This is a genomic window from Cryobacterium algoricola (assembly GCF_004402485.1).
GTDB lineage: Bacteria > Actinomycetota > Actinomycetes > Actinomycetales > Microbacteriaceae > Cryobacterium > Cryobacterium algoricola.
In genome coordinates, this window is sequence record NZ_SOFG01000004.1 from 673,162 (window position 1) to 694,982 (window position 21,821).

Sequence of the window (21,821 nt, forward strand, 5' to 3'; positions counted from 1 at the left end):
CTTTCGCGGAAGGAACTGCTATGTCAGCCCCGGGCGAGGGCCAGGGCGAAGGAGCGCGGACCGCGCTTGGCGGCCACGGCCCAGAACGTCAGGCCGATGCACACCACCGCGAAGAGCAGCAGGACACCCACGGCGTCGAGCGCGCCGGCGCCGCCGCCGGAGACGATCCCCTGCATGCCGCGCACGGCCCAGGTGAGCGGCAGGAACGGGCTGATCGCCTGGAACGGCGCCGAGACGAGCTCGATCGGGTAGAGCCCGCCGACCGCCGTGAGTTGCAGGGCGAGGAGCACGAGGGACACGACGATCCCGACCCGTCCGAACGCGACGGTGAGGAACTGGTGCACCGCGACGAACACGAACGCGAGGAAGACCGCGAAGCCGAGCGTCGCAGGGAGCAGGGTCCAGGTCACGCCGAGCGATGCGTGCAGGAGTGCGACCACGACGACCGCCTGGGCCGCGGCGAGGCCGAATGCCCGGCCGAAGCCACGGGAGACGAGGCGTCCGGTCGAGGCCGTCGAGGCGAGCGCCGTCCTCGTCACCGGGCGCATCACGAGGAAGATCGCGAGGGCGCCGATCCAGAGGCCGACCGGGACGAAGACCATCCCGAGGAGCGGGCCGATCGTGGTGATCGGGTTGTCGCGGCTCGTCGTGATGGCGACGGGCTCCGACACGACCGAAGCCGACTGCGCCGGATCGTCCTGGTTCAGCTTCTTCGCGCTTTCGGCGCCGGACGCGAGCCCGGTCGCGAGCTGGCTCGCGCCCGTCTCGAGCTGGTGCACCCCGGTCGCCGCGGCAGCGGTCCCCGTCGCGAGTTGGGAGACGCCGCTGGAGAGGCTCGACACCCCGGAGGCGAGGCCGGTCGCACCCGAACGGAGCGATGCGGAGCCCGCTGCGAGTTTCGCGGCCCCGGTCGCGCTCTGCGCGACGCCGCCCTGCACTCCCGTGAGGGCGGATGTCGTCTGCTGGCTGAGGCCGGCGCCTTGCGTCGACAGGGTGTCGAGTCCGCCCTGGTAACGCGCGAGTCCGGCCGCATAGTCATCGAGGGTTTTCTTGTATCCGGCATTAGCAGGGTTCGCGAGAATCGCCGCCGATATCTTGTCAAAGCCCTCGCTCAGGTCCGTGAACCCGGTCGCCGCCTGCGTGACTCCCCCGGTGTACTGGGCGACTCCGCTGCTGAGGGCACTGAGCCCTGCCGTACCGGTGTTGAGCTTGGCGAGACCCGCGCTGAGGGAATCCACGCCGTTCGTGTACGCGGTCACGCCGGTCGCGAAGCTCGACGCCCCTGTCGCGGCGGAGGCCGCACCGGTGGCCGCGGAGGCCGCGCCCCCGGAGAGGGAATCCAGGCCGGTGGCCACTCCGGTGACCCCGGTGGAGACCTGGCCTGCGCCATCCGCTGCCGTGGTCAGCGACCCGCCGAGCGTGGTCAGGCCTGCGTACAGACCGCTCAGGTACTGGGTGGTGATCTGCCTGCCGAAGACGCCCGTCATCGCGGAACCGACCGTCCCCGCGACGGTTCCGGCGAGATAGGAATGCGCGTCGTCTGTGCGGATGGCGAGTTCGGCCTGGGTCGGCGCCGCGGTGCCGATCGAGGTGATCGACTTGGAGAAGTCGGCGGGGATGGTGAGCACCGCGTACGCCTTGCCGGAGGCGAGTGCCGCCGCAGCGTCCGCGGAATTCGAGATCGTCCAGGCGAACCCGGTCGAAGCCGTCTGCGACGAGGCCGGCGCGGTGAGCTCGGTCACGAGCAGGCGCCCGGCGAGCACGGTCTGTTTGGTGCCGTCCGCGGCCGTCGTCGTCACGAACGTGTCGTTGTTGACCACGATCGCGGGCAGGGTGTCGAGCCGCTGGTCCGCGGTCGCGAGCGCGCCGGCGAAGACGCCTGCGACCGCGAGGGGCACCACGATCAGTCCGGCGAGTACGGCGCCGAAGGTCCAGCGGCGCTGGCCCGGCGTGCGGCTGAAGAGTCGTTCGAGCCTGGTGCTCATCGCAGTGCGGCCTTTCCATCGAGGGAGTCGGCGCCGATGACGGCGTCGCGGGGGTCGAGGGTGTCCGTTGGCCGGGTCGCATGACGTGGCTCCGGTTCGAGCGGCGGGTACCCGCCGAGAGCGCCGACGGAAACGAGCTCCGCCGCTTCGGCGGGCGCGAGCTCTTCGAGGTCGACGACCTGAACGGCCCGGCCGGCGGCGGTGAGCGGATGCTGCGAAGCCGCTGCGAGGATCAGCGTGGTGTCTGCGGGGGCGAGCCGTGCGACCACGACGCCGATGCCGGGGCCCGCGGGATCGGCGGGGAGCCCGTCGCCGAGGTCGATGACGACGACGCCCGGACGCTCGGCGAGCGCCGCAGCGACGAGAACCGCGGCACGGGAGACGGCGGAGAGGGAGGACACCGGGGTGTCCGCGGTGATCGCCGGAACCGGGGAGATGTCGTCGGCGACGGCGCGATTGATGCGTCCGATCCAGCCGTCGAGCTGGGCGCGGCGGCTGCGGGAGCGGAACCGGGGCTGGGTGAGGTCGAGCCGTTCGGCGAGCAGTTCGCCCGTGGTCAGGCCGTTGTCGCGGCTGTCGCCGACGTCGGCGAGCGCGACGACGCGCAAAGCGCGACCGCGTTCGGAGGGCAGCGGATAGCTGAGGACCTGGAGTCGACCGGATACCGGGTCGAGGCGGCCGGCGAGCGTCGCGGCGACCACCCGGCGATGGGCGGTGGTCCCGGTGAGGACGAGCACAGATCCGGTCGGCACCGAGACAGTGAGCGGGCCGATCGTGCTGCCTGGCAGGCCGAAGACTGCCTGGTCTGCGGTGATGGCGCCGTCCTGCGCCTTCGCCCAGTGACTGTCGAGCATGTGGTGGCGAAGTCCTTCGCCTTCGATGTCGACGTTGGGGAGCAGCCGGTCGAGCCAGCGCGGCAGCCACCAGGCCGCACGGCCGGCGAGGGCCATCGCGGCGGGCACGAGTGTCATCCGCACCAGGAACGCGTCGAGGAACACGCCGACGGCGAGGGCGAACGCAATGCCCTTGATCGCCCCGGTTCCGTCTGGCACGAAGGCGAAGAAGACGAAGAACATGATGAGCGCCGCTGCGGTGACGACGCGGGCGGCGTGTGCGAAGCCGTAGACGACGGCCTGGCGCGCGTCGTTGCTCTTGACGTACTCCTCACGCATCCCGGACACGAGGAAGACCTCGTAGTCCATGGCGAGTCCGAAGAGCACGGCCATCAGCAGGATCGGCAGGAAGCTCAGGATCGGGCCTGGCGTGCTCACCCCGAGCAGGTCGGCGAACCAGCCCCACTGGAAGATCGCGACGGTCGCGCCGATCGAGGCGAAGACGGAGAGCAGGAACCCGATCGCAGCCTTGACCGGCACGAAGACGGAGCGGAACACCATCGTCAGCAGGATGATGGAGAGCCCGACGACAATGAGCGCGAACGGGATGAGCGCGTTGCTCAGCCGGTTCGAGATGTCGATCGACACGGCCGTCGCTCCCGTCACCGTGACGGGAGTCCCGAGTTCGGAGTCGATCCCCGGCGCGAGGTCGCGGATGGCCCGGACGAGGTCCTTGGTCTTCGGGTCGTTCGGTGCGCTGTTCGGCATCACCTGGATGATTGCAGTGTCGACCGTGGCGTTCGGGGTGCCCTTGCCGACGAAGGCGACGTCGGGCAGGGTGCGCAGCTTGGCGCTGATCGTCTCGAGGTCCGGGAAGATGTTCGTGGTCTGGGTGATGTCGACCACCACGATCAGCGGGCCGTTATAGCCGGGGCCGAAGCCCTCCTCGATCATGGTGAATGCCTTGTGCTGGGTCGAGTCGACCGGCTCGGAGGCGCCGTCCGGCAGGTTGAGGTCGAGGCTGAGGGCGGGGATCGCGAGGGTGCCGAGGATTCCGACGACGAGGATCACGGCGACGATCGGTGCCTTCATCACGAGGCCGACCCAGCGGCGGCCCATCGTGGGCCGGCCGGTGTCCGGCATGGTCGCCCGGTTGTGGGCGCGCCCGCCGGGTCTCGGGGTGAGGCGGCCCTTGGCCAGGCCGAGGATGGCGGGCAGGAGGGTGATGGCGACGAGGATGGCGATGAAGACGGCGACCGCGGCTCCCACGCCCATCACGCTCAGGAAGGGAATTCCGACGACGAGCAGTCCGAGCAGGGCGATGATGACGGTGAGCCCGGCGAAGACGACCGCGCTCCCGGCGGTGGCCACGCTCGTCGAGGCCGATTCGTGCGGTTCGACACCCCTCGCGAGCTGGGTCCGATGCCTCGACAGAATGAACAGCGAGTAGTCGATTCCGACCGCGAGCCCGAGCATCATCGCGAGCATCGGCGCGGTGCTCGAGACGGGCACGAACGCGGAGATCGCCGTGATGCCGCCGATGGCCACGCCGACGCCGATGAGCGCCATCAGCAGCGGCATTCCCGCCGAGGCGAGCGAGCCGAAGGTGATCAGCAGCACGACCCCGGCGAAGAGGAGGCCGAATACCTCGGTGATGGTGATGCCGAAGGTGTTGGACGAGAAGACCTGGCCGCCGAAGGCGACCTCGAGACCGGCCTTCTCGGCGATCGCGGCCGTCGCCGTGACGGCGTTGAGGGTCGCGTCCGTCACGTCTGCGGATGGCCCGTCGAGTTGCACGACACTGCGCGCGGTCGCCTCGTCGCTCGAGATGGCGCTCGAGGCGTACTCGGAATACGGGGTGATCACGGACACGACGCCGGGAACGGCCTCGAGTGCGGTCGCCATGTCGGTGATGGCCGTCTTGTACGGCTCCGCGGTGACGGATGCCCCGTCGGGTGTCCGGTAGACCACCTGCACGGAGGCGCCCGCCGCCTGGGGGAAGACGGCGGCGAGCTGGTCGATCGCATCCTGCGATTCGGTGCCCGGAATCGCGAACGACTCCGCGGTCTTGCCGCCGAGGGCGATGCCGCCGCCGAGGATCCCGATGAGGAGGAGCGCCCAGACGCCGATGACGAGCCACGCGCGCTTATAGGCGAAGTGGCCGATCCGATACAGAAGGGTTGCCATTGTGATTACTTCCTGGGCTGGGTGGTGCGGACGGCGACGGGGGCGAGGAGTTCGGAGAGGAGAGTGATGAGGGCGGGACGCAGGTCGTCGGGCGGCGTGATGTCCTCATCGAAGAAGGTCAGGCCTGCGACGAGGGAATACGCGGCACCGCCGAGTGCGACACCGAAGCGCATCCGGTCGATGGTCGTCGCGTGTTCCTGGCAGAGGGCGTCTCCGAGGCGCACGATCAGGGCCCTGGCCCTGTCGATCACGGCGATGCCCTTGAGGGACTGGGCCTGGTTGATCAGCACATGGACTTCGAGCCGGTACTGGAGCAGGAAATCGACGAAGTCCTCGACGAACTGCCTGCGGGAGGCCGCGTCCTCGGAGGTGGAGGTGAAATCGCCGAGGATGGCCTCGAGACGCTCGATGGCCGGAGTCAGCACTTCACCGAGGAGAGCGTCCTTCGAGGCGAAATGGTAGAGCACGCTCGATTTCGAGTATCCGGCGGATGCCGCGATCTGCTGCAGCGAGGTTCCGGCGAATCCCACGGCGGCGAACTGCTGCAGTGCCATGACCCGCAACTCGGCGCCCGCACCGGGACGGACGGTCGCGGTCGCGGTCACTACGGGGAGTATGGCTTCCGGTTCGATCTGCACTGGACTACTTTAGCTGACCGATCGGTCAGTTCCTGCACGATCGGTCAGATTGTTCACCGGACGGAAACATGCCGGACGATGATTCGCGCCTGCGCCCGTCGCCGCCCCGATCCGGGTACCGTGGTTCCCGGAGGACCCATGCGAAAATTCATCTTCAGCAGCGCGATGCTCGGCGTCGTCGCCGGCGGTTGGAACATCCTGCAGGCCACCCGGCGCGGACCGCGCGACTGGCGATTGGTGCTCATGTGGATCGGCTGGGCGTTGAGCGCAGCCGTCGCGATAGGCACCATCGTCAAAGATGCCGATGAGCGGCAAATCGACAGCTAGAAAACCCGCGGCTTCCGACTCGGACTCGCGAGTGACCGGCGTGTCCGCCGCTCAATCCTGCCCAGGGCCGTCACACTAATAGCAGAAAGAGCCATCGATCGAAAGGGGCTCCCGATGTTTGGTCGACGACGGCGTGCCGCACCCGTCATCCCGGTGCCGGTGATACCCACCCCGGAGCTCAGCGACGACGAGGTCTTCGAACTCTTCCACGGCGAGCTGTCACGGCTGATCGGCGAGCAGGGACTCTGGACCCTCGTTCCCCGCAGTCCCGCGGACACCGACGTGATCTTCCACGGACTCAAGGCCCGCCAGGTGGCGGCCTCCCTGACGTCGGCGCTCCGCAGTGCGACGTCCGAATTGCGCGGCGAGTCGGTCGGCGAACCGGCGGCCCTGTCGTTCACACCGGCTCCCATCACCGTCTGGGCCGAACCGGATGCTGCAGCCCGCAAGCCGGCGGCCGCGCAACCCGAACGGTTCGTCTCCGCGGTCCCGCTCCCGGGCTACACCGCCGTCGAGCCCGCGGAACGCGCCCGCCTCGTCGCCTGAGGATTTCCTCTGCATCCTGAACCGGGCATCCGCTCGCCTCGGAGCGCACCCGTGCGATGACAGGATGTCTGCATGCCGCTGAACATCGAGGACTACGCCCTGATCGGCGACTGCCGTTCGGGGGCCCTCGTCGGCAGTGACGGCAGCATCGACTGGCTCTGCCTGCCGCGCTTCGACTCCGCTTCGATGTTCGGAGCGCTCCTCGGCACCGAGGACCACGGGCGCTGGCTGCTCGCCCCGGCGGACCCCGCCGCCACGAGCACCCGCCGCTATCTCGAGGGCACCTTCATCCTCTCCCAGGTCTGGACGACCCCGACCGGTCAGGTCGAGGTCCTCGACTTCATGCCGCACGGCGACGGCAGGCCGGACGTGCTGCGCCGGGTGCGCGGCGTGTCCGGTTCCGTCGAGATGACCGAGGAATTGCGCATCCGCTTCGGCTACGCCGCGAGCATTCCCTGGGTGCGCCAGGTCCGGCAGGACGACGAGACGGTCCTGCTCGCCGTCGCCGGGCCGGACGCCATCGCCGTGCGCGGCCCGGCACTGACATCCGCGGATCACCGGCACACGGCCACGTTCACGGTCGCCGCGGGCGAGGTTGTCGACCTGCAGCTCGCCTGGCATCCGTCACACCGGCCGCCACCCGGACGCGTCGACGTCGACGTCGCCCTGGCTGCCACGACCGCCTGGTGGACGGACTGGGCCAGGTCGTGCACGCACGACGGCCCGTACCGGGACGAAGTCGTCCGCTCGATGCTCGTCCTGCGGGCACTCACCCATGAGGACACCGGCGGCATCGTCGCGGCGGCGACGACCTCCCTGCCCGAATTCCGCGGCGGTCACCGCAACTGGGACTACCGGTACGTCTGGCTCCGCGACGCGGCACTCACCCTGACCGTGCTGCTCGCCCACGGCTACGACACCGAGGCCCACGACTGGCGCGGCTGGCTGTTGCGCGCGATCGCCGGCGACCCGGACGACGTGCAGATCATGTACGGCCTCGCCGGGGAACGGTACCTCCCGGAGCGCGAGGTCACGAGCCTGCCGGGCTACCGCGGGTCGAGCCCCGTGCGGGTCGGCAACGGCGCCGTCGACCAGTTCCAGGCCGACGTGATCGGCGAGGTCATGGTCGCACTGCACGCCGCTCGCCACAGCGGCCTCACCGAGGGCGAATTCTCCTGGCCGCTGCAGCGCGCCCTGATCGGGTCCCTCGAGCGGAACTGGTCCCGGCCGGACCAGGGCATCTGGGAGGTGCGCGGACCGGCCCGCGAATTCACCCACTCGCGGGTGATGGTCTGGGCGGCCTTCGACCGGATGGTGCGGGGCTGCACGGAATTCGGCCTCGACGGCCCCGTCGAGCGCTGGACCGCCCTCAGGGACGAGATCCGGAGCGACATCGAGCTGCGCGGCTTCAACACCGAACTCGGCACGTACACGCAGTACTTCGGCGGCACCGAAGTCGATGCCTCCCTGCTCGTGCTTCCCCAGGTGGGCTTCCACGACGCGACGGATCCCCGGATGCTCGGCACGGTCGCCGCGATCGAGGCCGACCTGCTGAGAGACGGCCTGGTGCTGCGCTACCGCACGGAGGTCCCGGTCGACGGACTGGCCGGCGGCGAGCATCCGTTTCTCGCCTGTTCGTTCTGGCTCGTGGAGCAGTATGCACGCTCGGGGCGTGGCGACGACGCCAGGGCGCTGATGGACCGGCTCGTCGGCTTCGCCAACGACGTGGGACTGCTGAGCGAGGATTACGACGTCGGCGAGGGCCGCCAGGCCGGCAATACGCCGCAGGCACTCACCCACCTCGCCCTCGTGCGTGCCGCCGATGCGATCACGGCCGCCGAATCGGGCACCTCCCGATAGAGATCCACCGGATTCTTTGTAGGTCTCCTCTGGAAAGCGCCCCCGCCCTGCTCGTACATTGAAAACCATGACCGCCAGAACCCTGACCGTGCGCGACCTCGCGCAGATCGCCATCTTCGCCGCGCTGATCGCGGCCCTCGGCGTCCCCGGGCCCCTGTCCCTCGGCGTGATCGCGGTTCCGATCACCCTGCAGACCCTCGGCGTGATGCTCGCCGGCGCGATCCTCGGGGCACGCAAGGGCTTCTTCGCCGTCCTGCTCCTCCTCGCCCTGACCGCCGCGGGGCTGCCGCTGCTCGCCGGCGGCCGCGGCGGTCTCGCCTGGTTCACGACGTCGCCGTCCGCGGGGTACCTCTACGGCTGGCTCATCGGCGTGCTCGTGATCGGGTACCTCACCGGCCGACTCCTCCCGAAATACCCGTTCTGGCCTGCCCTCGGCGCGACCGTGCTCGGCGGCATCGTCGTGATCTATGCCGTCGGTGTCCCCGTCACGGCGTTCACCCTGCACCTCCCGATCTGGGGCGCCCTGATCGACGCCTCGAAGTTCCTGCCCGGAGACCTGCTCAAGGCCGTCGTCACGGTGCTCGTCGCCCGGCAGGTGCACCGCGCATACCCGGGCCTCATCCCCCGCCGCCGCGCGGTCGCCGTGTCCTCCCCCACCTCGACCGCGACCTCGGCCCAGGCCCAGGCCCAGGCTTCGGACGAGTAGGCCGCCGTGAGCACGATCGTCTTCGACGGGGTGTCGCACTCCTTCGGCGAGCGCCGCGTGCTCCGCGACCTGAGCCTCACCCTCTCCGAACGCCGCATCGGGATCGTTGGCGCGAACGGCTCAGGCAAATCCACCCTCGTCCGGCTGATCAACGGACTCATCACACCGGATGCCGGCACCGTCACGGTCGACGGCCTCCTCGTCACGAAGAACGCGCGCGAAGTACGACGCCGGGTCGGCTTCATCTTCACCAATCCCGACAACCAGATCGTGATGCCCACCGTCGAGGAAGACGTCGCGTTCAGCCTCCGCAAACGCGGCCTGAGCGCCGCCGAGATCGCCGAGCGCACCCGGGCGGCACTCGACCGCTTCGGGCTCACCGCCCACGCGACCCATCCGGCGCATCGACTCTCCGGCGGCCAGAAGCAACTGCTCGCCCTCGCCGCGGTCCTCGTCGGCGAGCCACAGGTCGTCGTGGCCGACGAGCCGACGACGCTCCTCGACGCCCGCAACTCCCGGCGCATCGCCGACCTGTTCCGGGCCATGACCCAGCAAGTGATCGTGGTCACCCACCAGCTGGACCTGCTCGAGGACTTCGACAGGGTGATCTGCATCGAGGAGGGGGCCATCATCGCGGACGGCGCACCGTCGGTGGCCATCGACGCCTACCGGGCTCTGCTCGCATGATCGGCCTCTATTCGCCCGGGCACTCACTTCTCCACCGGGCTCCGACGCTGCTCAAGCTCGCCGTCCTGTCTGCCGGCGTGCTCTGGGTCGGTTTTCTCGGCGAACCGTGGCAGCTCCTGATCGCGCTCGGCGTCGTCGCCGGCCTGTATCTCCTGGCCGGCGTGCCCGCGCGCGCGGCCTGGCAGCAGGTCGGTCCGATCCTCTGGATCCTCCTGATCGCCGTGCCGATCCAGGCACTTCTGTCCGGCTGGGTTCCGGCTGCCGTCATGGCCTTGCGGCTTCTCGTGGCCGTCGCCCTCGCCGCCCTGTTCACGCTGACGACCACCGTGACGGCGGTGCTCGAGGGGTTCCAGCGGCTGCTCCGCCCGTTCGGTCGTTGGGTCGATGCCGACCGGGTCGGTCTGCTCGTGGCGATCACGCTGCGCTGCATCCCCCTCGTCGCCGAGATCGTCACCGACGTGCTCGAAGCACGCCGGGCCCGCGGCACCCAGAGCTCCCTGCTCGCTCTCGCGGTTCCGGTCGTCGTGCGCTCCCTGTACGCGGCGGATGCGATCGGCGAGGCCCTCGTCGCGCGCGGTCTCGACGACTGATCCGCACCGGCATGGCACCCGTTCTGGGCACTTCCCCGGCACGAGCGAGCCTCGACAGCCCCACGGGCCGGGAGCACACTGGGAGCATCTGAACCATCGTTTCCGGCTGGAGGCCGCTCGTGAGCGCGCTCGTTGTATTCGATTCCAACTTCGGCACCACCGAAACCGTCGCAGCGGCCATCGCAGATGCGCTCGGCGGCAGTGCGGTGCTCGTTTCGACCGTCAGCCCGGACAGCCTGACCGGAGTGGACCTCCTCGTCCTCGGCTGCCCCATCAACGGCTGGCGTCCGTCCCCGCGGATGCTGGCGTTCCTCGACCAGCTCGGCGCGGGATCGCTGCGCGGCATCCAGGCGGCGGCCTTCGACACCCGGCTCCGTTCTCCGATTCACGGGGATGCCGCAGGCAAGGTGACCCGCAAGCTCAAGTCCGCCGGCGCCCACGTCCTGGCGCGGCCGACCGGCTTCATCGTCGAGGGCAAGACCGGACCACTCGCCGACGGAGAGCTCGACAGGGCGCGCGAGTGGGCTGACTCGATCGTCACCGCCCTCGCTTCCTGACCCGCCGCCCTCGTGGCGCTATTTACGTCCGGCCCTGGCCCGCCGGCGCCGGGTGGCCGACCGTCGCCTGGCGACGACCGCTCCCGGTTCCACGACGCTGAATCGTGCCGCGCGCCGGGCAAGGTGGTGACTCGAGACCCGCTGACGAGTGGCGGCGGGCTGCTGCGCTGGGCGACTGAAGAACCATTGTTTGGCGAACTCGACCAGCACGAGGTACAGCACCGTCATTCCGGCCAGGGCGAGGAAGAACGGCAGCGGCAGCGGGTCGAAGCCGAGCACACCGGCGAGCGGCGAGAACGGCAGGTACATCCCGATCGCGACGACGGAGAACGCCGAGAGGGTGAGCCCGCGTGAGGCCCTGCTCCGCAGGAACGGCACCCGGCGCGTGCGGATCGCGAAAATGATCAGCGTCTGCGTGGCGAGCGACTCGATGAACCACCCGGCCCGGAATTCCCCGGGCGCGGCCTGGAAGACCAGGAGCATCAGTGCGAACGTCGCGAAGTCGAAGAGCGAACTGATCGGCCCGAACAGGAACATGAAGCGCCGGATGTAGCCGATGTCCCAGTGCGACGGCGCGAGCAGCTGCTCCTTGTCGACCCGGTCGCCGGGGATGGCGAGCTGGCCGGCGTCGTAGAGCAGGTTGTTCAGCAGGATCTGCCCGGGCAGCATCGGCAGGAAGCTGAGCACGACGGACGCCGTCGCCGCGCTGAACATGTTGCCGAAATTACTCGAGGTGCCCATCAGCACGTACTTGATCGTGTTCGCGAAGATCCGCCGTCCTTCCATGACCCCGTCGGCGAGTACTCCCAGGTCCTTGTCGAGCAGGACGACATCCGCGGCGTCCTTGGCGACGTCCGTTGCGCTGTCCACCGAGATCCCGATGTCGGCTCCGTGCAGGGCGAGGGCGTCGTTGACGCCGTCGCCGAGGAAACCGACCGCCCGACCATTGGCCCGCAGGGCGTGGATGAGCCGGGACTTCTGCTCGGGGGAAACCCGGGCGAAGATGCTCGCTTCCTCCGCGCGGACCGCGAGTTCGGCATCCGTGAGCGCGTCGATCTCCCCGCCCGTCAGGGTGCCTCCCGACTCGAGGCCGAGGTCGCCGCACACCTTTTCCGCGACGCGGGCGTTGTCCCCCGTGGCGATCTTCACCGAGATGCCGAGGGTCTCGAGCCGCTTCAGCGACACCCGCGCGCTCTCTTTCGGGCGGTCGAGGAAGACGAGGAACCCGGCGAGGGTGAGGTCAGTCTCATCGGCGGAGCGGATGCCCGTGAGCCCGGCCGCGGTCCGGGTCGCCACCGCGACGACGCGGCTGCCCTTCTCGTATTGCTGGTCGAGCAGGTGCCGTGCGGCCGGTGCCACATCCCGGCAGACCCGGAGCACATCCTCCGGCGACCCCTTGGTGACGAGGGTGACTGTGCCTGCGGAATCGCGCACCAGGACGCTCGTCATCCGGCGCTCGTGGTCGAACGGGATCACGTCGAGGCGGGTGTACTCGGACACCCGCGACGCTGCGGCGTCCGGCGAGGCCCAGACGGCGATGTCGAGGGGGTTCTGCCCGACCGTGGACACCGTGCCCGCCGAATAGTCGACCTCGGTGGCGAGCAGGCCGAACCGGAGGACGTCTCCCGCCTGCACGTGCGGGGCTGCCGGGATCGCCGTCGTGAAGGAGATCTTCCCCTCGGTCAGGGTGCCCGTCTTGTCCGTGACGAGCACATCCATGTCGCCGAGGTCCTCGATCGAGACCAGGCGCTTGACCAGGACCTTGCGTTTCGCCAGCTCCCTGGTTCCGGTGGCGAGGCTCGTGGAGACGACGGCGGGCAGGAGCTGGGGCGTGATCCCGACCGCGATCGCGAGCGAGAACAGCAAGGACTCGAGCAGGGGGCGTTGGAGGAGCAGGTTCGCGACGAAGATGAGCGTCGTCAACCCGATCGCGACCTGGAGCAGGAGCATCGAGAAACGCCGGAGGCCGAGCTCGAACTCGGTCTGCGGCTGCCGGGTGCCGAGACCGAGCGCGATCCGCCCGAATTCGGCATGGGCGCCCGTGTAGACGACGACACCGGCGCAGCTTCCGGACTGCACGACCGTGCCCATCAACACGCAGGAGCTCAGGTCGCCGAGAGCAGCCCCGCCGGGGATGGGGTCCGGCGACTTGTCCACCGGAAGTGACTCCCCGGTCAGGATGCTCTCGTCACAGAGCAGGTCCTCACACGAGAGCAGGCGGATGTCGGCGGGGACGACGGCGCCGAGGGACAGGTGCAGGATATCGCCGGGGACGACATCGACGACATCGATCTCGACGAGGGCCCCGTCCCTGACGGCGACGGCCTTGTGCGTCACCCGCGAGTGCAGGGCTTCGGCGGCGAGTTCGGCCCGGTACTCGTTGCTGAAACCGAGTCCGACGCTCGCGAGGAGGATGACGCCGATCACGATGGAGTTGGTGACGTCCCCGAGGAGGAGCGACAGGGCGGCCGTCACGATCAGGAGGATGAGGATCGGGCTGCGCAGTTGCCTGCCGAACACGGACAGAGGGCCCGCCTTGTGCGTGCGGACCGCGTTGGGGCCGGTCTCGGCGAGTCTGCGCGCTGCCTCGACACCGCTCAGGCCCGCGGCCGTCGACCCGAGTGCGCTCAGTACCTCTTCGGCGCTGCTGCTGGCGAAGTCCGCGAGCGGCGGCGCGCCGGGAGGATTCTGGCTCAGGCTTGCGGTTGCCTTCGACGTGAGGTCGGACATCTCCGTCATCTTCTTCTCGGTCCCCCGGTCAGGCGCCTCGTACGGCGCTGATTCCGAGACTATCCCTCCCCCCGCGGGACGACGGATGCGCGGCGGCGAGCCCGCCCCCGAGGGAGGCGAGCCCGGCGCCGCCGGCGAATCCCGGGTCAGCGCCGGGCGTCTTCGAGCACCGCAGACTGCGCGGCCCGTTCCGCCTCGGCCGACCGCTCAGCGGGGGTGGGGTCGATGGCGTGCGCCATCATCGTGGTTTCGTCGAACGGCTCGAGACGATCGAGGACGCGGTCGACCTGGGCCCGGTCGATTTCGCGGGTCCAGGACCCGATCAGCACCGTGGCCACGGCATTGCCGGTGAAGTTCGTGAGTGCGCGGGCCTCCGACATGAACCGGTCGATGCCGACGATGAAGCCGACGCCGCCGAGCAGTTGCGGGGCGTGGGCCTGCAGCCCCGCCGCGAGGGTGGCGAGGCCGGCCCCCGACACCCCGGCGGCTCCCTTCGACGCGATGATCATGAACACGAGCAGGCCGATCTGCTCGCCGAGGGCGAGCGGCTGGCCCATCGCGGTGGCGATGAAGAGGGAGGCCATGGTGAGGTAGATGGCGGTGCCGTCGAGGTTGAACGAGTACCCGGTCGGCACGGTGACGCCGACGACCGGCTTGGAGACACCGAGGTGTTCCATCTTGGCGATCAGCCGCGGGAGCGCCGCCTCCGACGAGGACGTCGAGAAGATCAGCAGGTATTCGCGGCCGAGGTAACGCATCAGCTTGAAGATGCTCACGCCGGTGGAAATCTTCAGCAGCCCGCCGAGGATGACGACGATGAAGAGGATGCAGGTGAGGTAGAAGGCGCCCATCAGGGTGAAGAGGCTGACCACGGCCTGGAAACCCGTGGCGCCCACGACCGCCGCGATGGCGCCGAACGCGCCGATCGGGGCGAGCCACATCACCATGATCAGGATCCGGAAGACGAGGGCCTGCACGTTCGCGATCGCTTCGAGGATCGGCTTGCCGGCCCTGCCCATCTTCTGCAGGGCGAACCCGGCGATCAGGGCGACGAAGAGGGTCTGCAGGATGTTGCCGCTCGTCAACGACGAGAACAACGTCGTCGGGATGATGCCCAGGAAGAAGCCCTGCGAGTCCGCGGCCGCCGGCGGCACGTATGCCGCGGCCGCTTTCAGGTCGAGTCCTGCGCCGGGGTGGATCAGGTTCCCGACGAGCAGCCCGATTCCGAGTGCGAACGTGGACATGACCAGGAAGTAGCCGAGTGCCAGTCCGCCGATCCGGCCGACGGTCGCGGCCTTGGCGATCGAGCCGATGCCGATCACGATCGTGCAGAAGATGATCGGCGAGATCATCATCTTGATCAGGGCGATGAACACGTCGCCGAGAGGCTTGAGCGAGACGGCGAAGCCGTCCTTCCCGCCGAAGAGCAGTCCGACGGTGATGCCGAGGACGACGGCCACGACGACCGCGATGTACAGGTAATGCGACGTATCGATCCGTTTCGCCGGCCGAACCGGGCGTGTGGCTCGCAGTGCTGCCATGAGAGACTCCTTTGTCTGGTGTTGTGCGTTTCAGAATGGTCGACGCGGTGCGTGACGTCACGGTTGCGGTCATATTGTTCACGCGCGACGTGCACACGGTTTTTGAGTCACATCGAGGTGAGAAGGGCGGCATGCCATGATCCGCGGCTGGAGTATCGCGCGCCGGCTCTTCCTGGCCCATTCCCTCTTCATCGTCGCGCTGACCGCCTTCGTCGGTACCGCCCTGTTCATCGATGCCCGCGATCGCGGCTACGCCGAGACCGAGAGCCGGATGCTGTCGGTCGCGACGGCCATCGCGGAGAACCCGCTCGTGCTGGAGGCCAGCGGGGCGGCGGATCCGAGCGCCCTCCTGCAGCCCTATGCCCTGAGCGTCACGCAGAAGGCCGGACTCGACTTCATCACGATCATGGCGCCCGACCGCACCAGATGGACTCACCCGACCGAGTCGGAAATCGGGCGGCCGTACATCGGCGCCATCGCACCCGCGCTGGCGGGAACGCCGTTCACCGAGGTCACGACGGGAACCCTGGGTCCGTCCGTCCGCGCGGTCGTGCCCGTCGTCGACGCGCAGGGAGCCGTGCGCGCGCTCGTCGCCGCCGGTGTGAAGACCAGCAACCTGTCCATCGCGCTGACCGCCCGGCTGCCCGAGGTCCTGGGCCTGGCCCTCGCCCTCCTCGTCGCCGGCGCGCTGGTCACGTCCCTGATCGGGCGCTACCTGCGCAGGGTCACCCTGGGCTGGGGACCGGAACAGCTCGCCCAGCTGTTCGTGTACTACGACTCCGTGCTGCATTCCGTGCGGGAAGGCCTCGTCCTCGTCGACCTGAAGGGCGACCTCGTGCTCTACAACGACCAGGCCGCAGAGCTCCTCGGCATCCCGTCCCGGCCGGCGAATCCGATGGGCGGGGCCGCCGCCCCGACTCTGGGCGAACTCGACCTCCCTGCGGGGCTCGGAGACCTGCTCCGCAGCGGCCGGCCCGTCCAGGACGAGATCCATCTCACCAGCACCCGGGTGCTCGTCGTCAACCAGCAGCCCGCACTGGCGCCACCCGTCGGCGGCCGGGCGAAACCGACGCCGATGGGGTGGGTGGCCACGATCCGCGACCACACCGACCTGCAGTCTCTCGGCAGCGAACTGCAGTCCATGCAGACCCTGTCCGACGCCTTGCGGGCCCAGACCCACGAGCACGCCAACCGGCTGCACACGATCGTCTCGCTGATGGAGCTTGGCCGCACCGGAGACGCGCTGGAATTCGCGACGAGGGACCTCGAACTCGGCCAGATGCTGACGGACGAGGTGGTGGCGTCTGTCGACGAGCCCGTGCTGAGCGCACTGCTGATGGGCAAGTTCGCACAGGCCAGCGAGCTCGGCGTCGGCCTCACCGTCGAGGCCACCGGGAGCCTGTCGGACACCGGGCTGCAGGCCAGGGACCTCGTCACGATCGTGGGCAACCTGATCGACAACGCCCTCGACGCCGCAATGGATGCCGCGGCGCCCCGGGAGGTCCACTTCTCCGTGCACAGCGGCGCACGCGCTGTCGTCGTCGAAGTCGCAGACAGCGGCCGCGGCGTCGATCCCGAAACGGTCGACGACGTGCTTCGCCGCGGCTTCAGCACCAAGGAACCCGGAGAATTCGGGCGCGGGCTCGGCCTCGCCCTGGTCAAGCAGACCGTGAACCGGCTCGGCGGCACCCTCTCCATCGGCCGCAGGACGGGCGCGGTCTTCACGGTCACGCTGCCCTGCCGGCCACTCCACCCGGAGGTCGCCGGCGCGAGCCCCGCCGGAGCGACGGATGCGCACGATGCCTGACCCGGACATCCGCGTGCTCGTCGTCGAGGACGAGGCCATCGCGGCGGAAGCCCACGCGGCCTACCTCGGTCGTCTGGCCGGCTTCGTGCACGCCGGAACCGCGCGGGACGGACATTCCGCCCTACGATCGCTGGCGGAAGCGGAATCGGCCGGCCGCTCGATCGACCTGGTCCTGATGGACATGACCCTTCCCGACCTCCACGGCCTCGACGTCAGCCGCCGGATGCGTGCGGCCGGGCTGATGACGGACATCATCGCGATCACGGCGGTGCGAGACCTGACGATCGTGCGCGGCGCCGTGGCGGCGGGCATCGTCCAATACCTGATCAAGCCGTTCACCTACGCGACCTTCGCGCAGAAGCTCGGCCAGTACCGGGACTTCCGGCTCCAGCTCGGCACGGAGTCCCGGGTCACCAGCCAGTCGGACGTCGACCTGGCGTTCGCGAGCCTGCGCGCGCCCGCGGAGCTTCCCCGGCCGAAGGGACTCGCGGAAGGCACCCTCTCTGCCGTCGTCGACTTCCTCAAGGAGCACGAGTCTCCCGTCTCCTCGAGCGAGGTCACCGACGAACTCGGTATCTCCCGGGTGACGGCGCGCCGGTACCTCGAGTACCTCGCGGACACCGGAACCGTTCTGCGCTCTCCGCGCTATGGCACGCCGGGCCGCCCGGAGAACGAATATGCCTGGAAGCGCATACCGCGTCCCTGACGCTCAGGGAAGGTCCGGCCGCCGCCGCAGCACGCCGAGACGCAGCGACACGTACGCCGCGAGACCGAGCGGGATCGGCAGCCAGAACTCGAGCACCCGCCAGCCCACGACGGCGAGCAGCGCCGTCGCGTGCGGAGTGCCGACCGCGACCAGGGCAGGCACGAGCACACCCTCGACGATGCCGAGGCCCCCCGGGGTCAGCGGCAGGAGCGCGAGGAGCCCACCGAGTCCGTAGACGGCCAGCAGAGGGCCGACGGCGAGCGGATGTCCGAACGCGGCGAGCAGGACCCCGAGCGACGCCGCGTCGAGCAGCCAGTTCCCGCCGGCGAGGCCGAGTGCCGCAGACATCCGCCGCCGGTCCGTGACCAGTTCGATGACCTGCGCCGCCACAGAGCGAACGAAGGCCTCAACGCGTTGTTCGGAGATCAGCGGCACGCGGGCCGCCACCCGGCGCGCGCCCCGCACGACGAACTCGGTCCGGCGGGTGAGGAGCCAGACGCCGGCGCCGGAGCCCGCGAGCAGGATCAGCACCACCGTCCCCGCCACGATGTAGGTCCCTGTGACGACGAGTGTCGTCAGCGACAGCAGGATCCCGCCGGCGAACACGACCCCGAGCACGAGGTTCGAACCGGTGGTCTCGATGGTCGCGGCCGTGATCGCGGCGTCGGAGCGCACTCCTGCCCGGACGAGCAACCGGAAGCGCACGGCTGCCGCCGTCGCACCCCCGCCGGGCACGACGTGGTTGACCCCGAGGTCGGCGAGGTCGATCCGGAGCAGGGTGAAGTAGCCCGGTCGGACGGGTCCGAGCACCGCGGCGGTCAGCGCGCTGAAGGAGAGGAGGGAGGACAGCTGGAGGGCCGCGGCCAGGAGCACCAAGGGCAGCGAGACGCTCTCGAGCGACGCGAGGGCTGCCTCCACGCCGGCGAACTGCGGCACAACAACGAACCAGACGATGATGGCGAGCAGGGCCGTCGACAGTAGAACTTTGAGCCACAGCGGCACGCGCGGCCGGGTGCCGGCAGGTGTTGCGGCGGCAACGGGCGGAACGGCGCTCTGGCGCACGGCGGGGTCAGACCCCGGAGCGGACCGCCAGGCCACGCACGAAGGCGGCCTGGCCTGCGTGCTGCAGGTCGTCGGCCAGCACGCTCACCAACCGGGCGCCGAGGGTCACGGGTGGGTTCCACGAGGTGTCGACGATGCGGTCGAGGTCGTCGGGGGTCAGCGTCGGCAGGTAGGCCAGGGTGCGGGCGTGTACGGCGTCGAAGTAGCCGCCGAGCAGTTCGGCACTCGCCCGGACGCCGCCGACCTGCTCCGTGGTCTGGCCGTATCCGGTCTCCGTGTCGGGGAAGGGCAGGCCGAATTTCGCGGCCCAGCCGTCCGTGGTCCAGAGCTCGTCCTCGCCCAGAAGCTCGGACACGTGCCCGTCCTGCACCCGGGTCAGGTGCCAGACCAGCCACGCGATCGAATTCGCCTCCGGGTCCGCCCGGTATTCGAGCAGGGCCGGTCCGGCCTGCCGCAGCACCGAACGCACCACGCCGCCGACCCGGCCGTAGGCCTCACTCAACAGCTCGCCTGACAGCATCCGTCTCCCCCGCTCTGGTTCGTTTCTCTCAGACTAGCTTCGAGGCGCCCGTGCGGAGTAACGCCGAAACGACGCTGCGGGCACAAAATGGGACTACGTTTCCCAGTGAATCGTTGGCGGAGCCACTCGATGGACAACCCATCAAGAGGATGGCGGGACAAGTATGAGCATCGTCGGACCCGATCCCACTCCCCTGCCCCGGTATCCGCGCGGGACGCTGCTCCTCGTCGGCCTCGCCGCCGCAACGGTCACGGCGATCGGGATGAGCAGCATCCGCGGCATTCTGGCGCCGGTCCTGCTCACTCTCGTGCTCTCCATCTGCGCGCATCCGGTGCGGGTGCGCCTGGAGAAGCGTGGAGTACCGCACGGCCTCGCGACCGGATCGGTGATCCTCGTCGTCTTTGCTCTGCTGTCCGGCTTCTTCTACGTCGTCATCGTGGCCATCTCCCAGTTCGTCTCGATGCTGCCCAACTATGCCGCGGAGATCCACGACCTCGGCCTCTCCCTGAGCGAGTTCCTCAACACGATCGGCATTGGCGACGCGCAGATCCAGGCGATGACAGAGGGTTTCACGCCCAGCCGGTTCGTCCCCTACCTCACCGGTTTCCTCGGCAGCTTCTTCGGCATCGTCGGCTTCCTGGTCATCGTCCTGACCATGCTGATCCTGATGTCCTCGGACGCGTCCTATGCGCACACCATCCTCGGGCAGTTGAGTCAGCGCAGGCCCGGCCTCGTCGATGCCCTCAAGACCTTCGCCGCGAATGTTCGCCGCTACATGGTCGTGACGACCGTGCTCGGATTGGCGCAGGGGCTTCTCAACACCATCGCGCTGTGGATCCTCCAGGTGCCCGCCGCGCTGCTCTGGGGACTCCTGGCCTTCCTCTGCAGCTTCATCCCCAACATCGGCTATTTCTTCGCCATCACCCCGCCCATCGTGTTCGGCTATCTTGTCGGCGGCTGGCCGACCGTGATCGCCGTGATCATCGTCTACGGTGTGATCAACGGCGGCGTGCAGTCGATCATCCAGCCCAAGGCCGTCGGCAGCGCGGTCTCCCTCAACCAGACCATCACCTTCTTCTCTGTGCTGTTCTGGGCCGTCGTGATCGGACCGATCGGCGCCATCCTCGCGATCCCCCTCACGCTGCTGGCCCGAACGTTCCTCGTCGACTCCGATCCAGACATCGCGTGGGTCAGACCGGCATTCGGACCGACCACCGAGACGCGTCGCCTCCTGAAGGCGGCGGATGTCGCAGACAAGAATGCGCGGAAATCGAAGGCTCCCAAGCCGCCAGACCCGACGCCCGCGAACCCGCCGGAGCCCCGGCGCACGGCGTGAGGCGCTCCCATGCTGCCCACAATCGGACGACTGCTCCCGCTGGCGCTCGCCGTCGCGCTCAGCACCACGCCCCTCCTGGTGACGGTACTGCTGTTGCTGTCTCCGAAGCAGCGCTGGTCGGCCCCGGCCTTCCTCGTGGGCTGGACCGTCGGGCTGATCATCGTCACGGCCCTGTTCACGGCGACGTTGACCTGGCTTCCCCCGGCCGACATGTCCGTCGTCCAACCCGCCCTCGGCTGGGTCGAGATCGCCCTCGGCGCCGCTCTCCTCGCATCCGGCGTGTGGAAGCTCCTGCATCCGTCCCCGCCCCGGTTGGCGGAACCCGCCTGGCTCAACCGCATCGCGACGCTGGGCCCGGTGTCCTGCGCCGGGGTCGGACTCGTGCTCAACATCCGGCCCAAGGCGCTCGTCCTCGGCACGGCCGCCGGGCTCGCCCTGAGTGCGCGCGCGCTCCCCCTGGCAGAGTTGGTGATCTGCATCCTCGTCTACACCGTCATCGGAGTCTCGAGCGTCGCGGTTCCCGTCATCATGACCCTGGCGTCACCGCAGACCATGGTCAAGCCACTCGAGGCGCTCAAGAAGCGCATCATCAACCCGTCCCAGACCGTCACCGTCGTCGTGGCCCTCATGCTCGGAGCCCTCATCCTCGGCGACGGAATGACCCGGATCTGACCCCTCGACCCCGGGGGTTGATGTGGCCAGAACGCCGGCCGTGCCTGCACGAATCGGAGGTTCTCGCCCCGCGATCAGTGAGCGGGCGGATCCGCGCTCACGGAGGCAACAGGATCGACGCGCCAGCGTGACCACGGCCAGACCCCGTCCATTTCGACCTCGAGCGAGAAGCTCAACACGACCCGGATCACAACGATCACGGCCAGGACGAGGACACTCGCCACGGTCGGTTCGACGAGGATGGTCCGGATGATATCCGCCACGATCAGGACCTCGAGACCGAGCAGGATGGCCCGGCCCAGGTCACGACGAAGGCCGACGTACGCCTGGGTGCGGGTGGCGGTTCGCAGCACCCGCGGCAGGGCGACAGCAAAGGCCAGGGCCCCGCCGAGCACCATGATGATCGCGCCGGCGGCCTCGACCACCTGCACGCCGGCCGAAATGACCTGCTCGAAGTCCATAGCCATCCTTCCCTTCGGGTGCTCAGACGCTACCCCGTCTTCACCTCCCGGCCGAGGCATGCCCCTCTAC

19 protein-coding genes are annotated in these 21,821 nt (G+C 69.2%); 11 read left to right on the forward strand and 8 right to left on the reverse strand.

All coding sequences use genetic code 11. From position 1 onward, the window contains the following. Positions 1-23: 23 nt before the first annotated feature. From E3O44_RS03570 to E3O44_RS03580, 3 genes are read right to left on the reverse strand one after another with little or no spacing between them, the layout of a single operon-like run. Positions 24-1,985, reverse strand: coding sequence for a YhgE/Pip family protein (locus tag E3O44_RS03570; RefSeq protein ID WP_134532525.1), 1,962 nt, complete (start codon positions 1,983-1,985; stop codon positions 24-26). Next, positions 1,982-5,005, reverse strand: a complete 3,024-nt coding sequence (locus tag E3O44_RS03575; RefSeq protein ID WP_134532528.1) for an MMPL family transporter — start codon at positions 5,003-5,005, stop codon at positions 1,982-1,984. Before E3O44_RS03575 ends, E3O44_RS03570 begins: the two co-directional genes overlap by 4 nt. 5 nt (positions 5,006-5,010) lie before the next feature. Then, positions 5,011-5,643: a TetR/AcrR family transcriptional regulator gene (locus E3O44_RS03580; RefSeq protein WP_241975994.1), complete on the reverse strand. Its 633-nt coding sequence runs from the start codon at positions 5,641-5,643 to the stop codon at positions 5,011-5,013. Between the two features lie 138 nt (positions 5,644-5,781). On the opposite strand from E3O44_RS03580, the gene E3O44_RS03585 reads away from it, so the two are divergent. From E3O44_RS03585 to E3O44_RS03615, 7 genes are all read left to right on the forward strand, one after another. Then, on the forward strand, positions 5,782-5,970 hold the full coding sequence (locus E3O44_RS03585; RefSeq protein ID WP_134532531.1) for a hypothetical protein: 189 nt from the start codon (positions 5,782-5,784) through the stop codon (positions 5,968-5,970). Between the two features lie 114 nt (positions 5,971-6,084). Then, on the forward strand, positions 6,085-6,516 hold the full coding sequence (locus E3O44_RS03590) for a hypothetical protein (RefSeq protein WP_134532532.1): 432 nt from the start codon (positions 6,085-6,087) through the stop codon (positions 6,514-6,516). Positions 6,517-6,588: 72 nt separating this feature from the next. Further along, complete coding sequence (locus E3O44_RS03595; RefSeq protein ID WP_134532535.1) at positions 6,589-8,376, forward strand: glycoside hydrolase family 15 protein; 1,788 nt, start codon at positions 6,589-6,591, stop codon at positions 8,374-8,376. 67 nt (positions 8,377-8,443) lie between these two features. After that, positions 8,444-9,082, forward strand: a complete 639-nt coding sequence (locus E3O44_RS03600; protein ID WP_134532537.1) for a biotin transporter BioY — start codon at positions 8,444-8,446, stop codon at positions 9,080-9,082. A 6-nt stretch (positions 9,083-9,088) separates the two neighbouring features. Next, positions 9,089-9,769: an energy-coupling factor ABC transporter ATP-binding protein gene (locus E3O44_RS03605; RefSeq protein ID WP_134532539.1), complete on the forward strand. Its 681-nt coding sequence runs from the start codon at positions 9,089-9,091 to the stop codon at positions 9,767-9,769. Further along, a complete protein-coding gene (locus tag E3O44_RS03610) occupies positions 9,766-10,359 on the forward strand; it encodes an energy-coupling factor transporter transmembrane component T family protein (protein ID WP_134532542.1) in 594 nt (197 codons plus the stop codon). The genes E3O44_RS03605 and E3O44_RS03610 overlap by 4 nt, the downstream gene beginning before the upstream one ends. 119 nt (positions 10,360-10,478) lie before the next feature. Next, positions 10,479-10,916, forward strand: a complete 438-nt coding sequence (locus E3O44_RS03615; protein ID WP_134532544.1) for a flavodoxin family protein — start codon at positions 10,479-10,481, stop codon at positions 10,914-10,916. An 18-nt stretch (positions 10,917-10,934) separates the two neighbouring features. Here E3O44_RS03615 and mgtA read toward each other — a convergent pair whose 3' ends face one another. Further along, positions 10,935-13,646: a magnesium-translocating P-type ATPase gene (gene mgtA, locus E3O44_RS03620; RefSeq protein WP_134532546.1), complete on the reverse strand. Its 2,712-nt coding sequence runs from the start codon at positions 13,644-13,646 to the stop codon at positions 10,935-10,937. Positions 13,647-13,792: 146 nt separating this feature from the next. Next, positions 13,793-15,187 carry a cation:dicarboxylate symporter family transporter gene (locus tag E3O44_RS03625; RefSeq protein WP_134532548.1) on the reverse strand — a complete coding sequence of 465 codons (1,395 nt, stop codon included), beginning with the start codon at positions 15,185-15,187 and terminating at the stop codon, positions 13,793-13,795. A gap of 136 nt (positions 15,188-15,323) precedes the next feature. Here E3O44_RS03625 and E3O44_RS03630 point away from each other — a divergent pair, with 136 nt between their 5' ends. Then, complete coding sequence (locus tag E3O44_RS03630; protein WP_134532550.1) at positions 15,324-16,994, forward strand: sensor histidine kinase; 1,671 nt, start codon at positions 15,324-15,326, stop codon at positions 16,992-16,994. Next, positions 16,978-17,700 (forward strand): response regulator, encoded by a 723-nt coding sequence (locus E3O44_RS03635; protein WP_241975995.1) that lies wholly within the window; start codon positions 16,978-16,980, stop codon positions 17,698-17,700. Before E3O44_RS03630 ends, E3O44_RS03635 begins: the two co-directional genes overlap by 17 nt. Positions 17,701-17,703: 3 nt before the next feature. On the opposite strand, the gene E3O44_RS03640 is transcribed toward E3O44_RS03635, so the two are convergent. Together E3O44_RS03640 and E3O44_RS03645 are read right to left on the reverse strand one after the other, a co-directional pair. After that, positions 17,704-18,798: a lysylphosphatidylglycerol synthase transmembrane domain-containing protein gene (locus E3O44_RS03640; protein ID WP_134532552.1), complete on the reverse strand. Its 1,095-nt coding sequence runs from the start codon at positions 18,796-18,798 to the stop codon at positions 17,704-17,706. Beyond that, positions 18,770-19,282 (reverse strand): mycothiol transferase, encoded by a 513-nt coding sequence (locus tag E3O44_RS03645; RefSeq protein ID WP_134532555.1) that lies wholly within the window; start codon positions 19,280-19,282, stop codon positions 18,770-18,772. Before E3O44_RS03645 ends, E3O44_RS03640 begins: the two co-directional genes overlap by 29 nt. Before the next feature lie 163 nt (positions 19,283-19,445). Between E3O44_RS03645 and E3O44_RS03650 the strand changes: the two genes are divergently transcribed. Both E3O44_RS03650 and E3O44_RS03655 read left to right on the forward strand, forming a co-directional pair. Beyond that, positions 19,446-20,618: an AI-2E family transporter gene (locus E3O44_RS03650; protein WP_134532558.1), complete on the forward strand. Its 1,173-nt coding sequence runs from the start codon at positions 19,446-19,448 to the stop codon at positions 20,616-20,618. A 9-nt stretch (positions 20,619-20,627) separates the two neighbouring features. Further along, positions 20,628-21,290: a GAP family protein gene (locus tag E3O44_RS03655; protein WP_134532560.1), complete on the forward strand. Its 663-nt coding sequence runs from the start codon at positions 20,628-20,630 to the stop codon at positions 21,288-21,290. Positions 21,291-21,364: 74 nt separating this feature from the next. On the opposite strand, the gene E3O44_RS03660 is transcribed toward E3O44_RS03655, so the two are convergent. Beyond that, complete coding sequence (locus tag E3O44_RS03660; RefSeq protein WP_134532563.1) at positions 21,365-21,751, reverse strand: DUF1622 domain-containing protein; 387 nt, start codon at positions 21,749-21,751, stop codon at positions 21,365-21,367. Positions 21,752-21,821: the final 70 nt, after the last annotated feature.

Coding starts and splice junctions, on each gene's coding strand:
- E3O44_RS03635 (WP_241975995.1), top strand. CDS start 16,978: ATGCGCACGATGCCTGACCCGGACATCCGCGTGCTCGTCGTCGAGGAC.
- E3O44_RS03590 (WP_134532532.1), top strand. CDS start 6,085: ATGTTTGGTCGACGACGGCGTGCCGCACCCGTCATCCCGGTGCCGGTG.
- E3O44_RS03595 (WP_134532535.1), top strand. CDS start 6,589: ATGCCGCTGAACATCGAGGACTACGCCCTGATCGGCGACTGCCGTTCG.
- E3O44_RS03630 (WP_134532550.1), top strand. CDS start 15,324: ATGATCCGCGGCTGGAGTATCGCGCGCCGGCTCTTCCTGGCCCATTCC.
- E3O44_RS03645 (WP_134532555.1), bottom strand. CDS start 19,282: ATGCTGTCAGGCGAGCTGTTGAGTGAGGCCTACGGCCGGGTCGGCGGC.
- E3O44_RS03610 (WP_134532542.1), top strand. CDS start 9,766: ATGATCGGCCTCTATTCGCCCGGGCACTCACTTCTCCACCGGGCTCCG.
- E3O44_RS03660 (WP_134532563.1), bottom strand. CDS start 21,751: ATGGACTTCGAGCAGGTCATTTCGGCCGGCGTGCAGGTGGTCGAGGCC.
- E3O44_RS03570 (WP_134532525.1), bottom strand. CDS start 1,985: ATGAGCACCAGGCTCGAACGACTCTTCAGCCGCACGCCGGGCCAGCGC.
- E3O44_RS03655 (WP_134532560.1), top strand. CDS start 20,628: ATGCTGCCCACAATCGGACGACTGCTCCCGCTGGCGCTCGCCGTCGCG.
- E3O44_RS03625 (WP_134532548.1), bottom strand. CDS start 15,187: ATGGCAGCACTGCGAGCCACACGCCCGGTTCGGCCGGCGAAACGGATC.
- mgtA (WP_134532546.1), bottom strand. CDS start 13,646: ATGTCCGACCTCACGTCGAAGGCAACCGCAAGCCTGAGCCAGAATCCT.
- E3O44_RS03575 (WP_134532528.1), bottom strand. CDS start 5,005: ATGGCAACCCTTCTGTATCGGATCGGCCACTTCGCCTATAAGCGCGCG.
- E3O44_RS03600 (WP_134532537.1), top strand. CDS start 8,444: ATGACCGCCAGAACCCTGACCGTGCGCGACCTCGCGCAGATCGCCATC.
- E3O44_RS03650 (WP_134532558.1), top strand. CDS start 19,446: ATGAGCATCGTCGGACCCGATCCCACTCCCCTGCCCCGGTATCCGCGC.
- E3O44_RS03585 (WP_134532531.1), top strand. CDS start 5,782: ATGCGAAAATTCATCTTCAGCAGCGCGATGCTCGGCGTCGTCGCCGGC.